Annotated in this window: 12 protein-coding genes; 4 read left to right on the top strand and 8 right to left on the bottom strand. The window is 73.9% G+C overall.

Annotation, left to right across the window (positions count from 1 at the left end; genetic code table 11):
- Positions 1-6: 6 nt before the first annotated feature.
- The 3 genes from K2224_RS27400 to K2224_RS27410 all read right to left on the bottom strand — a co-directional run bounded on the left by K2224_RS27400 (position 7) and on the right by K2224_RS27410 (position 5306).
- The gene (locus K2224_RS27400; RefSeq protein ID WP_221909246.1) at positions 7-1452 is read right to left on the bottom strand and encodes an MFS transporter; all 1446 of its coding nucleotides are present in this window, start codon (positions 1450-1452) and stop codon (positions 7-9) included.
- A gap of 251 nt (positions 1453-1703) precedes the next feature.
- Positions 1704-2921, bottom strand: a complete 1218-nt coding sequence (locus K2224_RS27405; protein WP_221909247.1) for a thiolase C-terminal domain-containing protein — start codon at positions 2919-2921, stop codon at positions 1704-1706.
- Positions 2922-3050: 129 nt separating this feature from the next.
- Positions 3051-5306, bottom strand: coding sequence for an acyl-CoA dehydrogenase (locus K2224_RS27410; protein ID WP_221909248.1), 2256 nt, complete (start codon positions 5304-5306; stop codon positions 3051-3053).
- A 600-nt stretch (positions 5307-5906) separates the two neighbouring features.
- On the opposite strand from K2224_RS27410, the gene K2224_RS27415 reads away from it, so the two are divergent.
- From K2224_RS27415 to K2224_RS27430, 4 genes are all read left to right on the top strand, one after another.
- Positions 5907-6566 (top strand): class I SAM-dependent methyltransferase, encoded by a 660-nt coding sequence (locus K2224_RS27415; RefSeq protein WP_221909249.1) that lies wholly within the window; start codon positions 5907-5909, stop codon positions 6564-6566.
- Between the two features lie 19 nt (positions 6567-6585).
- A complete protein-coding gene (locus tag K2224_RS27420; RefSeq protein ID WP_221909250.1) occupies positions 6586-7479 on the top strand; it encodes an N-acetylmuramoyl-L-alanine amidase in 894 nt (297 codons plus the stop codon).
- Positions 7480-7666: 187 nt separating this feature from the next.
- Complete coding sequence (locus K2224_RS27425) at positions 7667-8470, top strand: DUF5336 domain-containing protein (protein WP_221909251.1); 804 nt, start codon at positions 7667-7669, stop codon at positions 8468-8470.
- Between the two features lie 174 nt (positions 8471-8644).
- A complete protein-coding gene (locus tag K2224_RS27430; RefSeq protein WP_221909252.1) occupies positions 8645-9655 on the top strand; it encodes an LLM class F420-dependent oxidoreductase in 1011 nt (336 codons plus the stop codon).
- Between the two features lie 269 nt (positions 9656-9924).
- Here the strand turns inward: K2224_RS27430 and K2224_RS27435 are convergent, their stop codons facing one another.
- The 5 genes from K2224_RS27435 to K2224_RS27455 all read right to left on the bottom strand — a co-directional run bounded on the left by K2224_RS27435 (position 9925) and on the right by K2224_RS27455 (position 15090).
- Entirely contained in the window at positions 9925-10737 is an 813-nt protein-coding gene (locus K2224_RS27435) for a maleylpyruvate isomerase family mycothiol-dependent enzyme (protein ID WP_221909253.1), read from the bottom strand.
- Positions 10738-11064: 327 nt separating this feature from the next.
- Positions 11065-11640: a hypothetical protein gene (locus K2224_RS27440; protein WP_221909254.1), complete on the bottom strand. Its 576-nt coding sequence runs from the start codon at positions 11638-11640 to the stop codon at positions 11065-11067.
- A 125-nt stretch (positions 11641-11765) separates the two neighbouring features.
- Positions 11766-12836, bottom strand: a complete 1071-nt coding sequence (locus K2224_RS27445) for a prenyltransferase (protein ID WP_221909255.1) — start codon at positions 12834-12836, stop codon at positions 11766-11768.
- On the bottom strand, positions 12833-13651 hold the full coding sequence (locus tag K2224_RS27450) for a class I SAM-dependent methyltransferase (protein ID WP_221909256.1): 819 nt from the start codon (positions 13649-13651) through the stop codon (positions 12833-12835). Before K2224_RS27450 ends, K2224_RS27445 begins: the two co-directional genes overlap by 4 nt.
- Positions 13652-13728: 77 nt before the next feature.
- A complete protein-coding gene (locus K2224_RS27455; RefSeq protein ID WP_221909257.1) occupies positions 13729-15090 on the bottom strand; it encodes a glycosyltransferase family 4 protein in 1362 nt (453 codons plus the stop codon).
- Between the last annotated feature and the right edge of the window lie 9 nt (positions 15091-15099).

The raw sequence follows: 15099 nt of genomic DNA on the forward strand, positions 1-15099 counted from the left end.
GGCCGCTCAGCCCTGGGCCGCGTCCGTCCGCCGGCGCGGCAGCGCGAGCAGCATCAGCACGACGGCGGCCGCCAGCACCATCGCCCCGACCAGGAACGCCAGACCGTAGCCGGCGGCCAGGCCCACCCGGCCGGACTCCACGGTGATCCGGGAGGCGGCGACGGTGGAGAGCACCGACAGGCCCAGCGCACCGCCCATCTGGCGCGAGGTGTTGATCAGGCCGGAGACCAGCCCCTGCTCGGCCGGGTCGGCGCCGGAGGTGGCGATCGCGGCGACCGGCGTCGCGGTCAGCCCGGCGCCCAGCGCCATCAGGACACCCGGGCCGAGGATCGTCCCGAGGTAGGTCCCGTCGACGGTCATCGTGCTCTGCCACACCATCCCGGTCAGCGAGATCACCGCACCGCCGACCGCCAGCACCTTGGCGCCGAGGCGGCGCATCAGCAGGGGCGCGACCTTCGACCCCAGCACGATGGACAGCGAGTGCGGGATGAAGGAGAGACCGGCCTGCAGAGGCGTGTAGGAGAGGACGTTCTGCACGTAGAGCGACAGGAAGTACCACATGGAGAACATCGCGGCGCCGGACAGCACCATCGCCGCGTTGGCCGAGGAGACCGAGCGCAGCCGGAACAGCCCCAGCGGCATCAGCGGGGCCTTGGCACGCGCCTCGACCGCGACGAATACCGCGACCACCAACAGGCCGGCGGCCAGCGGCAGCAGCGCCGACGCCGAACCCCAACCGTGCGTCTCGGTCTGCACGATGCCGTACGCCACCAGACCGAGCCCGGCGGTCACCAGCAGCGCACCGGGCACGTCCAGGCGCCGGGCGGCGCCCTGCCGGCTCTCGGTCAGCCACAGCGCGGCACCGGCCAGCACCAGCGCGCCCACCGGCACGTTGATCAGCAGCACCCAGCGCCACGACAGGTACTCGGTGAGCACCCCGCCGACCAGACCGCCCACCGCGCCGCCGCCCGCGCCGACCGCCGTCCACGTCGCGATGGCCCGCGTACGGGCCGGGCCGGAGGGGAACGACGTGGTCAGGATGGTGAGCGTGGCCGGCGAGAGCACCGCGGCGCCCACGCCCTGGATGGTGCGGGCGGCGATCAGCTGCCAGGGCTCCTGGGCGAGGCCGCCGGCGACGCTGGCGAGGGTGAACAGCGCCAGCCCGACGAGGAAGACCCGCTTGCGGCCGAAGAGATCGGCGGCCCGGCCACCGAGCAGCATGAAGCCCGCGAAGGTGATCACATAGGCGTTGACGATCCATTGCAGGCCCAGCTCGGACAGGCCGAGCCCGGAACGCATGGCGGGCAGTGCCACGTTCACGACGGAGACGTCCAGCACGACGAGGAACTGTCCGGCGCAGACCAGCACCATCACCAGCCAGGCGGGGGCGGCCGTCCGCCGGGCGGACGTGGACAGCGTGGGAGAAGTGGCTATCGGGGGCATGCCGACCATGCTCGCACCAGCCCCTCACCACCCGCATCGGGATATCGGTGCATTCACCATGCGCTTGGGTCCTAGGACGGGGGGCGTAGGGCGGGGTGGGGCCTGGGATGGGGCCGTAGGGGGTGGGGGCCGGGGTCCCCTAGGGGTCACGAGGGCCCCCGGGGAGCCAACTACCCGCATGGGGCGGGGGTTTAACGCGCGGAGGAAATCAGCCGGGAGAATCAGCGGGGGAGAACAGGGGAAATCAACTACTGCCTGCGTCAACTGCGGAGGAGGGTCACCACCGCGGCGCCGCCCAGGCCGATGTTGTGGGCCAGGCCGACGCGGGCTCCGGGGACCTGGCGGTCGCCGGCCGTCCCGCGGAGCTGCCAGACCAGCTCGGCCGCCTGGGCCAGGCCGGTGGCGCCCAGCGGATGCCCCTTGGAGATCAGCCCGCCTGACGGGTTGACCACCCAGCGGCCGCCGTAGGTGGTGGCGCCGTCGGCGACCAGCTTCCCCGACTCGCCCTCCGCGCACATCCCCAGCGCCTCATAGGTCAGCAGCTCGTTGATGGAGAAGCAGTCGTGCAGCTCGATCACGTCGACGTCCTCGATGCCCAGGCCGCCGGCCTCGTAGGCCCGGCGCGCCGCAGCCCGGCTCATCGGCGCCCCGACGACGTCGATGCAGGAGCCGGTGGCGAAGCTCTCCTCGGTGTCCGTGGCCATGGCCTGCCCGGCGATCTCCACCGCACGCTCCGCCAGGCCGTGTTCCCGGACGAACCGCTCCGAGGCGACCACCGCCGCCGCGGCACCGTCGGACGTCGGCGAGCACTGGAGCTTGGTGAGCGGGCGGTGCACGGTGCGCGCGGCGAGGACCTCCTCGACCGTGTACACGTCCCGGAACTGCGCGTAGGGGTTGTGCACGGAGTGCCGGTGGTTCTTGGCGCCGACCATGGCCAGCTGCTCGGCCGTCGTGCCGTGGCGCGCCATGTGCTCGCGGGCGGCGTTGCCGAAGATCTGGGCGGTGGGCGGGGTCGCCTCGAAGCCGTGGGCGGCGGCCATCACCCCGTAGTGCCGGGCGACCGGCGAGGAGGCGCCCCCCACCTGAGTGGCCCCGCCACGGGCACCGCCCTCCGCACCGGCGCCCAGCGCGCCGCGCTTCATCTTCTCGAAGCCCAACGCCAGCACGCAGTCGTTGAGACCCGACGCGACGAACTGCCGGGCCATCATCAACGCGGTGGATCCGGTGGCGCAGTTGTTGTTGACGTTGTAGACGGGGACGCCGGTGAGCCCCAGCTCGTACACGGCGCGCTGGCCGGCCGTGGACGGCTGGTAGCAGTAGCCGACCGGCACCTGCTCGACGGCGTCGTAGCCGATGCCGGCGTCGGCGAGCGCCGCGCCGCCCGCCTCCTCGACCATGTCCCAGTACTGCCAGTCGCGGGTCTCCGGCTTCTCGAACCGGGTCATCCCGACGCCGATGATGTACGCCGTGCCGGCCATGCGATCCTCCAGGGGCCAGGGGCCAGGGGCCCGGGTCCAGGTGACGGGGCGGTGTGAATACGGCTGCGTGCGGACGCGGTGACGGATACGGACACGGATGCCTGCGGATGCGGCCGCCTGCGGGCGCGGTCAGATCAGCGGGCGCGGTTCCGGGTCGCGGGGCAGGCCGAGCAGGCGTTCGGCGACGACGTTCAGCTGGACCTGGGTGGTGCCGCCGGCGATGGTCAGGCAGCGCGACATCAGGAATCCGTGCAGGGCGCGGGCGCCGGGCCCCTCGCGGACCGCACCGGCCGGCCCCAGGAGTTCCAGGGCCAGGTCGGCGACCTTCTGCTGGTGCGCGGTCTGCACCAGCTTGCGGACGCTGGCGCCGGCGCCCGGCTCCAGGCCCGACACCCGCTGGAGGGTGGTGCGCAGCCCGATGCAGGCCAGCGCGTGCGCCTCGGCGACCAACGCGCCGACCCGGGCCCGGACCGCGCCGTCCCCTTCGGCGGTGTGCGCGACGAGCGCCTCCAGGCCGGTGTCGAAGGCCATCTGGTCGGCCATGTGGACGCGTTCGTTGCCGAGGGTGGTGCGGGCGACCCGCCAGCCGTCGTCGACCGCGCCGACCACCGCGTCCGCGGGCAGCAGCACCTCGTCGAAGTACACCTCGTTGAAGAGGGCGTCGCCGGTGATCTCCCTCAGCGGCCGGACGTCGATCCCCGGCGTCGACATGTCGACGACGAAGAAGGTCAGACCGCGGTGTTTGGGTGCGTCCGGGTCGGTGCGGGCTAGCAGGATGCCGTGGTCGGCGGTCTGCGCGGCCGAGGTCCACACCTTCTGGCCGTTGATCCGCCAGCCGCCGTCCGCGGTGCGCTGCGCGCGAGTACGCAGCGACGCCAGGTCCGAACCGGCCTCCGGCTCGGAGAACAGCTGGCACCACAGCAGGTCGCCGCGGAGCGTCGGCGGCAGGTACCGCTCCTGCTGCGCGGCCGTGCCGTGCGCGAGGAGCGCGGGCACCACCCAGGTGGCGATGCCCAGTTCGCCGACCCGGACCCCGGCGGCAACCATCTCCTGCTGGATGGCGAGCTGTTCGACGGGGCCCGCGCCCAGTCCGTACGGGGCGGGCAGATGCGGCGCGGCGTAACCGGTGGGGGCCAGTGCGCGGCGGGTGGCGGCCTCCGCGGCGGAGCCCCTGAGGTGGGACGTCAGGCCGCGCACCGGGGCGAGGGCGGCGCGCGCCCGGTCCCGGAACTCCCCGGCTTCGGCGGGGAGTTCCAGCCGCAGTGCGCGGCGGGCGCCGGCCGCGGCACGGCGGGCGGCGCGCAGCCGGTGGGCGTCGGCGCCGCCGAGCAGCTGGCGGGCGGTGACCGCGCGGCGCAGGTGGAGGTGGGCGTCGTGCTCCCAGGTGAAGCCGATGCCGCCGAGGACCTGGATGCAGTCCTTGGCGCAGCCGACGGCGGCGTCGAGGGCCGCCGCGGTGGCCAGCGCGGCGACCAGGCCGCGCACCTCGGGCGGCTCGTCGGCGGCGGCCCGGGCCGCGTCCCAGACCAGGGCGCGGGCCTGCTCACAGCGGACGAGCATGTCGGCGCAGAGGTGCTTGACTCCCTGGAACTGGCCGATCGGCCGGCCGAACTGCTCGCGGACCGCGGCGTGTTCGGCGGCGGTGCGCAGCGCCCAGCCGGCGGTTCCGCAGCCCTCCGCGGCGAGCAGCACCCCGGCGAGGTCCCGGACCAGGGCGCCGTCGACCGCCAGCCGCCGGTCGCCCGGGACCGCCGTCCCGTCCGCGCGGATCTCCGCGGTCGGCCGGGTCGGGTCGGCGCTGTCCTGGACGCGTACGGCGAGCCCGGCGGCGTCCACCGCCAGCCACACGGTGCCCCCGGCGGCCTCCGCGGCCAGCACGAGCAGATCGGCGTCACCGCCGGCCAGGACGGGCGGCGCGGCGCCGTCGAGGAGGTATCCGTCGGCGCCTTCCACCGCGGTCAGGGAGCCGCTGTCGAGGGCGACGGCGGCGATCCGCCCGCCGGTGGCCAGTGCCCGGACGAGGTGCCGGGGCGCGCCGCCGCGGTGCAGCAGTTCGGCGGCGAGGACGGTGGGCAGGTACGGGCCGGGGAGCGCGGCGCGGCCGAACTCCTCCAGGACGACGGCGAGATCGAGCAGGTCGCCGCCGCCCCCGCCGTCGGCCTCCGGGAGGTGGAGGCCGAGCAGGCCCTGCGCGGCGAGCCCGTCCCAGTGGGCGGGGCGGCCGGTCCGCGCGGGCGGCGCGTCGAGGAGCTTGCGGACGTCCTCGGGCGGGACGGCCCGCGCGACCCAGCCGCGCGCCGCCGCCGCGAGGTCACGGTGGTCCTGTGTGATGCCGATGCCCGTGTCCGTACCGATGCCCGCGCCGGTGCCCGTTGCGATAGCCATGGCGGGCAGAGTAGAACACGTTCCAATCTGACGGAAGGTCAGGTGCGGGGTGGGATGCGGGGCGGGGTGCGGGGCGGGGCGGGGCGGGGCGGGCAGGACGGACCGGGCCACGGTCCGGAAACGGTCCGGTGAATTCCGTGCGGCCGGTCACCCCTCCGCAATTCCGGGCGCCCGCCACTCACGGCGGTTTATCCCCGGCCACCGCGTACCCGCTCTTCCCCGCCCTCTTCCCCGCCCTCGCCCTCTCCTTCTTCCTCTCCCGCCACCTCCACCGTCACCGCCACCTCCACCCTGCCGGAATGCGGGAATTCACGAGGGAAGAAGAGGGAAGGGGAGCGCCCCGACAGCCGGCACGGGACCGCCCCGGCCGTCGGGAAACATCGGGAAACGGCCGCGGTCACCCTCCCCGAACCGGTCACGGAACCCGTCACGGAACCCGTCGCGGAAAGTGTCACCGAACCCGTCGCCGAACCCGTCACGGAAACCGAAAACGAACCCCCGTTCAGATATCGCGCCGGCCGTACGGCACGATCCCTACCGGACCAGCAGCTACCACCCGCCAGGCCCCACCCATCAGTGCACCCCACCAGGAGGACGCCCATGACCGCCGCCAACGCCCCGACCGCTCCCCGGCCGGAGATCCTCGCCGCGTTCGAGGCGGCGAAGGGCTTCATGCCGGTCGACGAGGGGCTCGCCCTGTACGCGGCGGCCGGCGAGGCGGCCGCGCTGGGGCTGCCGCTGGTGGAGATCGGCAGCTACTGCGGCCGCTCCACGCTGCTGCTGGCCGAGGCGGCGCGGGCCGCCGGCGTGACGGTCGTCACCGTGGACCACCACCGGGGCAGCGAGGAGCAGCAGCCCGGCTGGGAGTACCACGATCCGGAGGTCGTCGATCCGGTCGTCGGCCGGATGGACACCCTGCCCGCCTTCCGCCGCACCCTGCACGCCGCCGGCCTGGAGGAGCACGTGATCGCCCTGGTGGGCCGTTCGCCGCTGGCCGCGGCACTGTGGCGGGCGCCGGCCGGTCTGGTCTTCATCGACGGCGGGCACACCGACGAGCACGCCACCGCCGACTACGAGGGCTGGGCCCCGCGCGTCGCGGACGGTGGGCTGCTGGTGATCCACGACGTCTTCCCCGACCCGGCGGACGGCGGCCAGGCCCCGTACCGCATCTACCGGCGGGCCCTGGAGTCCGGCGCGTTCACCGAGGTGTCGGTCCACCGTTCGCTGCGCGTTCTGCGGCGCACCGGGGCCGGAATCTGAGGCGGCTACCATCGCGCAGGTGTCGAACGGCAGCACTTTCCCCCCGCCCCGCCGCTCACGCGGCACCCTGCTGATCGTGCTGGCGGTGGTGGTGGCCGTCGGGGTGGGCGGCTGGCTGGTCTGGCGGCCGCCGGGCGGCGGCCGCTCGCCCGCCGATGCCGCCGCCTCCGGTTCGCCGGCGCCGGACACGCCCGGCCCTGGCGGCGGCCCGGACGGCCCGGCCCCGTCCCACGGCCCGCACAGCCTCCGGGGGAAGACCGTGCTGCTCGACCCCGGGCACAACCCGCACAACCGCGACCACACCCGGGAGATCGCCCGGCTCGTGGACATCGGCAACGACCGCAAGGAGTGCGACACCACCGGCACCGCCACCGACGACGGCTATGCCGAGGCGTCGTTCACGCTGGACGTCGTCCGGCGGGCCCGGGCGCTGCTGCGGGCCGAGGGCGCCCGGGTCGTCCTCACCCAGGACGGCGACCGGCCGTACGGGCCGTGTGTGGACGGGCGGGCCGCGGCGGGCAACGAGGTGCACGCCGACGCGGCGGTCTCCGTTCACGCCGACGGCTCGGCACCGGGCAACCGGGGCTTCCATGTCATCCTCCCGGCGCGGGTCACCGCGGGCGCGGCCGACACCTCGCGGATCGTCGGGCCGTCGCGGGAACTGGGCGGGCGGCTGTCCGACCGGTTCGCCGCGGCGACCGGAAGCGCCCGTTCCAATTACATCGGCCACGGAACCGGGCTGGACACCCGCTCCGATCTCGGCGGACTCAACCTCTCGGCGGTACCGAAGGTGTTCATCGAGTGCGGCAATATGCGCGATCCGAAGGACGCCGCGCAATTGACCGATGCACAGTGGCGGGAAAAGGCGGCCCGGGGGATCACGGAGGGCATTACGGACTTCTTGACGCGCTGAACGCACTTCCGACGCACCGAACGGACTTGCGGCCGGGGCCGGACCGATACCCGGGGCGGCCCACAGGATTCGACGATAGGTTCCCTTTACGATGGGGGGCCATCGCCGTGCCTCGCACCGCGCCAGCGACAGCGTCGACGCCCTCACGAAGTCGACCAGGAACACGAAACCGACAAAGGACCTTTACGTGAACATCCGCTCCCTCAGTCGAGGCGACGGCGTGGTGATCGGAGCAGCGGTGCTGCTGTTGATCGCCTCGTTCCTCAGCCTCTCCGCGTACGGCGACGTAAACGCCTGGCAATCGCTGCAGCTGCTGATGAGCGTCTACCTGGCCGGCGTCATCGCGGCCGCGCTGATCGTCACGGCGCGGGCCCTGCCGCACCCGCCCAAGGTCGCCGGGCTGGAGCTCGGTCAGTTCGGGGTGGCGCTCTCCGTGTTCGCCGCCTGGACCGCGTTCTGGGCGATCATCGACAGCCGGGGCGCGGGCGCGGGCCTGATCCTCGGCCTGATCGCGGCACTGGCCCAGGCGGGCGCCGCGGTGGCCACCCCGCTCGTCCCGGCACTGAAGGTCGCCCTGGTCGGCGCGCCCCGCCCGCAGGTCAGCAGCCCGTACGGCGGCGGCGCCGGCACCCAGGGCTACGGTTACCCGGGCGCCCAGCAGCAGGGCGGCTACGGCTACCCCGGTGGGCAGCAGCCCGGCCCGGGCTACGGCGGCCAGCCGGCCGCGGCCGGGGACCCCGGCGCCACGGCCGGCGGTGCGACGGGTGCCGCCCCGGCGGCCGGCGGCCCCGCGGACTTCGCCCCGTTCTGGTTCGCGGTGCCGGTGCCCCGCCCGCTGTACGGCGAGGACGGTTCGCCGTCGCCGATCGCCGAACTGGCGCCCGGCACCTGGTACCTCGCGGTGGAGCAGCGCGGTGCCGCGCTGATCGCGCAGACCCAGGACGGCCGGCGCGGCATCCTCCAGGACACCACCGGCATCCAGCGCGGCTGACGCCGCCGCACCCCCGCGGTCCTGTCGCGGCCCGCACGGGCCGGTAACGGCCCCTCGCCCCTGCGGGCGGGGGGCCGTTGCCATGTCCGCAGCGGCACCGTACAGTGCGCGGACCCGCTGTTGACACTGCGTCAGCCGGCGGGCGGCAACCGGTCGTCGACGGAGGGCGGGCCCATGCGACTCGGTCTGGCACTGGGCTACTGGGGCCGCGGCCCCGACCCCCGGCACCTCGAACTCGCCCGCGAGGCCGAGCGGCTGGGCTACGACTCGGTGTGGACCGCGGAGGCGTGGGGCTCCGACGCGTTCACCGCGCTCACCTGGATCGCCGCGCACACCTCGCGCATCAAACTGGGCACCGGCATCGCGCAGATGGCCGCCCGCACACCCACCGCCACCGCGATGCACGCGCTCACCCTGGACCATCTCTCCGGTGGGCGGATGCTGCTGGGGCTGGGGCTGTCCGGGCCGCAGGTCGTCGAGGGCTGGTACGGGCGGCCGTTCCCCAAGAGCCCGCTGACCGCCACCCGGGAATACGTGGACGTGGTCCGTCAAGTCCTCGCCCGCAAAGGGCCGGTGACGGCCGACGGCCACTTCCACCCGCACCCCTACCGGGGTCCGGACGGCACCGGCCTGGGCAAGCCGCTGAAGCCCATCACCCACCCGCTGCGGGCGGACCTGCCGATCCTGCTGGGCGCCGAGGGGCCCCGCAACATCGCCCAGACCACGCGGATCGCGGACGGCTGGCTGCCGCTGTACTGGTCGCCGTACCGCACCGAGGTCTACCGGGAGTCGCTGGCGGACGCCCCGGAGGGCTTTCTGATCGCCCCCATGGCACGCGCCGTGGTCTGCGACGACGTCGCCGAGGGGCTGCTGCCGGTCAAGGCGATGCTCGGCTTCTACATCGGCGGGATGGGGCACGCGGCCAGGAACTTCCACGCCGACCTGATGGCGCGGATGGGCTTCGAGGAGGAGGCCCGGCGGGTGCAGCGGCTCTTCCTCGAAGGCCGCAAGGAGGAGGCGGTGATGGCCGTCCCGGACGCCTTCGCCGACGAGATCTCGCTGGTGGGGCCGCGGGAGCGGATCGCTGCGCGGCTGGCGGCGTGGCGGGCGGGGCCGGTGACGGATCTGTTGGTGACGGCGCCTGATGCGCGGACCCTGCGAATACTGGCGGAGCTGAACTCCTGACCTCCCACGTTTTCGGCTTTCCCGCCGCGGGGGCCGGTTTTTGCGCCTGGCGGCGCGTGCCTGTTGCGCCTGACGGCGCGTTGTTGGTCCGCTGCGCGGGGCTGTCGGGTGCGGTGACGGGCCTCCGGGGCAGGGGGTGTGTCCGGACTGCTGCGCTTTACGTCCGGACACACCCCCTGCCCCTCCGACCCGTCCCCTCCCGTGGGTGGGAGGGAATGACGGTTGGTGGGGGCACGCGTCGGTGGGTTACGCGAAGGAGACCCGGTGGGTCACGCGAAGGAGGCGTAGGTCAGCCAGCGGTCCAGTAGGGGGCGGTCGCCCAGGACCTCGATGTGTTCGGCTCCTTCGCCGTCCAGGGGGCGGCGGCGGTAGAGGGCCAGGAGGAGGTCGGTGAGCGGGGCGCGGAGGGCGACGGCGGCCTTCTCGTGGGCGCGGCGGTGGGTGACGTGTTCGCCGGTCAGGTCCAGGAGCCACTCGGCGTTCAGGGCCGGCGGGGTGTCGGTGGCGTGCAGGTGGAGGGTGCGGCCGGGGCCGAGCAGGCCCTCGGCGCGGTCGGCCCAGCGGTCCGCCGTGGCCGGCAGCGCGCACAGTTCGAACCACTCGTCCAGGCAGTCGGCGGCGATCTCCGGCGGGACCTCGTAGGCGGTGCCGGTGGTGAACGCGGCGTCGGCGCGGTGGATCACCGTCTCGTGGACCATCCGACGGGCCCAGAAACCGGCCCAGTTGTCGCCCGACCAGGACCACACGGGGGCGTCGGGACCGGCCTCGCGGAGTGCCGCCACGGTGCGTTCGGCGCCCTCCGCGAGCCAGGCGTCGAGCGCCTCGGGGGTGGCCTCGTCGGGTCCGCCGGCGCCCGCGATGGTGGTCGGGTCGATCATGTCGGTGGCGCGGGTGGCGACCAGTTCGCCGGCCCAGCGGTGCGCGCCGCCGACGTGCCGGGCGAGGTCGGCCAGGGTCCAGTCGGGACAGGTCGGCACCTGCGCCGTGAGGTCCCCGTGCCGGACGATATCCCTGAACTTCTCGGATTCCACAAGCAGTTGGGTGCAATATTCCTCGTGAGCGAGGGAGCCTCGGAACGTCATGCATCGAACATTAGTACGCCATCGCTCGGTTCCACCAACCCGCACCAGCCCACCGACACCCGCCCCGACTGGCCTGGAATCCTCCCACCCACGGGAGGGGACGGGCCTCCGGGGCAGGGGTGTGCCGGACGTAAAGCGCAGCAGTCCGGCACACCCCTGCCCCGGAGGCCCGGCACCGCACCCGACAGCCCCGCGCAGCGGACAACAAGCCCGCGAAGCGGGCCGGAACAGCCCCGCGCAGCGGACCGGCAAGCGCCGTCAGGCGCAAAAGGCGAACCCCTACGGCGGGAAAGCCGACAACGTGGGAAGCAAAGCCAAGCGCAGCGGCTAGCCGCCCAATTGCGCTGTTGTCGGCACCTGGTCCGTCACCTCGGCGCCGTTCTTCTTTCCCACGTCCTTGACGTTGCCGATGACGTTCTGGAACTGGTTGACGTCGGCGGTGTCGGCCTCGCCCTTACGGAGCTTGGTGCCGAGGTTCTTCAGGGAGTCGATGCCCCGGTCGAGCGGGGCCAGGGCCTTGGCGAGCGTCGGGTCGCCCTGGGCGTTGCGTACCGCGGCCTTGAGCCGGTTGTAGGTGAAGACCCCGGCCAGGCCCGCCTTGACCAACGCGGTCTTGCGGTGCTTGGCGCCCTTGTCGAAGCCTCTGGCCTTGTACGGCTTGACGATCCACTGGTAGGTGGCGCCGGCCGCGAGCCCGGCGTTGGTCACGAAGCGGGTCTTGGCGAACTTCTGTTTCTCCGCCGAGCTGGTGGGGGCGGGCGAGGCGGAGGCGGCGCCCGCGTTCTTCTTCGAGCCGCCGCAGGCGACGGCGCCCAGGGCGAGGGTGCAGGCCAGCAGCAGAGCGAGAGCGGCCCGGCGCAGGGCGGCGGAGCGGTCGCGGCGGGGGGACGGCGGAAGGGGCACGGCACGCCTCCGGCGGGCTCGGGTCGGCTGGGGAACTCGTCCGCAGCCTGACCCGCCCGCCGGAGGGCCGCCACCGGGAAACGGCCGGATGGGCGTGGCCGGTGCGCCGCCAGGTCGGAAGCGCCCTAGCGGCAGCAGTCCGGGGCCAGGCCGGTCGGCAGGTCTTCGCCGCCGAAGACCGTGGTGGTGGCCTCGTCACCGCCCAGCGCGGCCACCGCGAGCAGCAGCGAACCGGCCGTCCAGGACGTCTGCTCCCGCGGCCAGATCGCCTCGTCCTCGAAGACGTAGCCGGTCCAGTACATGCCGTTTTCGGCGCGCAGGTGCCGGATCCACTTCAGGATCGTCACGGCCCGGTCGGACTCCCCCATCGCCCAGAGCGTCAGCGCCAGTTCCGCGCTCTCGCCGCCGGTGACCCAGGGGTTGGGCACGACGCAGCGCACGCCCAGGCCGGGGACGACGAAGCGGTCCCAGTCCGCGTCGATCCGCTCCCGGGCCGCCGCGCCGCGCACCGCGCCGCCCAGCACCGGGTAGTACCAGTCCATGGAGTAGCGGGACTTGTCGAGGAACCGCTCGGGGTGGTGGCGTATCGCGTGGCCGAGGCGGCCCAGGGCCAGCTCCCAGTCGGGCTGCGGCTCCTCGCGCTGTTCGGCCAGGGCCAGGGCGCAGCGCAGCGCCTGGTAGACGGAGGACGAGCCGGTCAGCAGCGCGTCGCGGACGATGGTGCCGTCGTCCTCGCGCTTCCAGCCGATCTCGCCGCCGGGCTGCTGGAGTTCGAGGACGTACTCGATCGACGCGTGGACCGCCGGCCACATCCGGTCGAGGAAGGTCTCGTCGCCGGTGGAGAGGTAGTGGTGCCAGACGCCGACCGCGAGGTAGGCGCAGAAGTTGCTCTCCCGGCCGCGGTCGGTGGGCGCGTCCGCGTCGCCGTCGGCGTAGGCGGCGTACCAGGAGCCGTCCGGGTTCTGATGCCGGACCAGCCAGTCGTAGGCGGCCTCGGCGCGCTCGTGCTCGCCGGCGGCGTCCAGCGCCATGGCGGCCTCGGTGTGGTCCCACGGGTCGAGGTGGTGGCCGCGGAACCACGGGATGGCGCCGTCCGTGCGCTGGGTCGCCAGGATGCCCGCGACGGTGCGGGCGGCCTGTTCGGCGGTGAGCACGCCGGGGAGGACGAGCCGTTCGGTGCGTCCGGGACTCGTCACTTGGCGGCCCCGCGGGCGGCGGTGCGCTTGGCGGCGGGCTTGGCGGAGGCCGTCTTCGGCTTCGGCTTCGGCTCCGGCGCGGACTCCGGCGCGGGCTCGGGCAGATGCGGCTTGGTGGCGTAGGCGACGAAGCTCTTGCCGATGAGCGGGTTGAGGGCCTGCTCGGCGAGGCGGGTGGCCAGCGGCTTCTTCATGATGTCCCAGACCAGCAGCTTGTGGTACGCCTTCACCGGCAGCGCCTGGTCGTTGTCCACACCGAAGGCGCACTTCAGCCACCAGTACGGGCTGTGCAGCCCGTGCGCGTGGTGGGTGCCGTACGGCTCCAGGCCGGCCTCCCGCATCTTGCCGAGGAGTTCGTCTCCGCGGTAGATGCGGATGTGGCCGCCCTCGACCTCGTGGTAGGCGTCGGAGAGCGCCCAGCAGACCTTCTCCGGGCCGTAGCGCGGCACGGTCACCGCGATCCGGCCGCCGGGGCGCAGCACCCGGACCATCTCGGCGAGCACGCCCTTGTCGTCGGGGATGTGCTCCATCACCTCGGAGATGATCACGACGTCGAAGCTCTCGTCGGGGAACGGCAGTGCCAGCGCGTCGCCCTCCATGGCGGTGGCGGAGGCGCCCGCCGGGGCCTCGCCGGCCTCCTTCATCGCGGCGAACCACCTGGCGACCTCGCGGATCTCCTCGCCGTTCCGGTCCAGGGCGACGACCTGCGCGCCGCGCCGGTAGCACTCGAAGGCGTGCCGGCCCGCGCCGCAGCCCAGGTCGAGCACGCGGTCGCCGGGGGCGAGCGGGAAACGGGAAAAGTCGACGGTCAGCACGGCGTTTACGCTTTCGTCCGGCGGTCAGGGTCGGGGGGAGGTACGGCGTGGACTGCGGGGGGACGGCATGGTGCGGGTCACCGGCGGCCGGCGGCCGTCGCGGCGGTGGCGCGGCCGGCCTGGCGGGCGATGGCCTCGCGGTAGCGGTCGGCGGTGCCGAGGGCGGCCTGCCGCCAGGTGAAGCGGGCGAGCACCCGCTCCCGGCCGGCCGCGCCCAGTCGGCGGCGGAGCTGCTCGTCGCCCAACAGCCGGAGCAGGCCGGCGGCGAGCGCCCCGGCATCGCCCGGCGGCACCGCGAGACAGGTCTCGCCGTCCGGCCCGGCCACCTCGGGGATGGCACCGCCGGTGGTGGCCAGCAGCGGGGTGCCGGTGGCCATCGCCTCGGCAGCGGGCAGCGAGAAGCCCTCGTAGAGGGAGGGGACGCAGGCGATCTGGGCGCCGCGCACCAGGTCGACGAGTTCGGCGTCGCTGATGCCCTTGACGAACTCGATGGCGCCGGACAGGCCGAGCCGTTCGATGGCGGCGGCCACCGGCCCGTCGTCGGCCCGCTTGCCGACCACGACGAGGTGGGCGTCGGGCTGCTCGGTGCGTACCTTTGCCAGCGCCTCGACGAGGTGGACCAGTCCCTTGAGGGGGACGTCCGCGCTGGAGGTGGTGACGATCCGGCCCGGCACCTCGGGGACGGACGGGTCCGGGGAGAAGAGGTCGGTGTCGGCGCCGATGGGGACGACGTGGATCCGGCCGGGGTGAACGCCGAGGTCGTCGACGATCTCCTGGCGGGAGGAGCCGGAGACGGTCAGGACCGACGGCAGCCGCCGGGCCACCCGCTTCTGCATCTGGGTGAAGCCGTACCAGCGGCGGACCGAGAGGCGGCGCTTCCAGTCGTGCGCGGCGGCCAGGTCGAGCCGGCGGTCGACGGTGATGGGGTGGTGGATCGTGGTGACCAGCGGCGCACCGAGCGCGCCGGGGCCGCCGAGCAGGCCGTAGCCGAGGGTCTGGTTGTCGTGGACGACGTCGAACTGGCCGCGGCGGGCGGCGAGGTGGCGCCGGGCGCGCAGCGAGAAGGTCAGCGGTTCGGGGAAGCCGCCGGTCCACATCGTGGCGACTTCGAGGCCGTCGATCCAGTCGCGGAACTCGTCCCGGCCCGGGGTGCGGAACGGGTCGGGCTGGCGGTAGAGGTCGAGGCTGGGCAGCTCGGTCAGCGTCACTCCCCCGTCGAGGACGGGATAGGGCTGGGCGCCGATGACCTCGACGGTGTGGCCGAGGCGGGCCAGCTCGCGGGAGAGGTGGCGGACGTAGACGCCCTGTCCGCCGCAGAACGGGTTCCCCTTGTACGTGAGCATGGCGATTCTCAGGGGACGCTCACGGTCCGTCGGGGCGGAGGCCGAGGGGGTCTCCGCCGGGCGGGGCGCGGCTGCCTGGACGGCCTCTGCGGTCACGCACGGCCC

Source organism: Streptomyces sp. BHT-5-2 (genome assembly GCF_019774615.1).
Classification (GTDB): domain Bacteria; phylum Actinomycetota; class Actinomycetes; order Streptomycetales; family Streptomycetaceae; genus Streptomyces.

Excerpts from the sequence above, each read along its gene's own strand:
- K2224_RS27400 (WP_221909246.1), bottom strand. The coding sequence starts at position 1,452 with ATGGTCGGCATGCCCCCGATAGCCACTTCTCCCACGCTGTCCACGTCC.
- K2224_RS27405 (WP_221909247.1), bottom strand. The coding sequence starts at position 2,921 with ATGGCCGGCACGGCGTACATCATCGGCGTCGGGATGACCCGGTTCGAG.
- K2224_RS27410 (WP_221909248.1), bottom strand. The coding sequence starts at position 5,306 with ATGGCTATCGCAACGGGCACCGGCGCGGGCATCGGTACGGACACGGGC.
- K2224_RS27415 (WP_221909249.1), top strand. The coding sequence starts at position 5,907 with ATGACCGCCGCCAACGCCCCGACCGCTCCCCGGCCGGAGATCCTCGCC.
- K2224_RS27430 (WP_221909252.1), top strand. The coding sequence starts at position 8,645 with ATGCGACTCGGTCTGGCACTGGGCTACTGGGGCCGCGGCCCCGACCCC.
- K2224_RS27435 (WP_221909253.1), bottom strand. The coding sequence starts at position 10,737 with ATGACGTTCCGAGGCTCCCTCGCTCACGAGGAATATTGCACCCAACTG.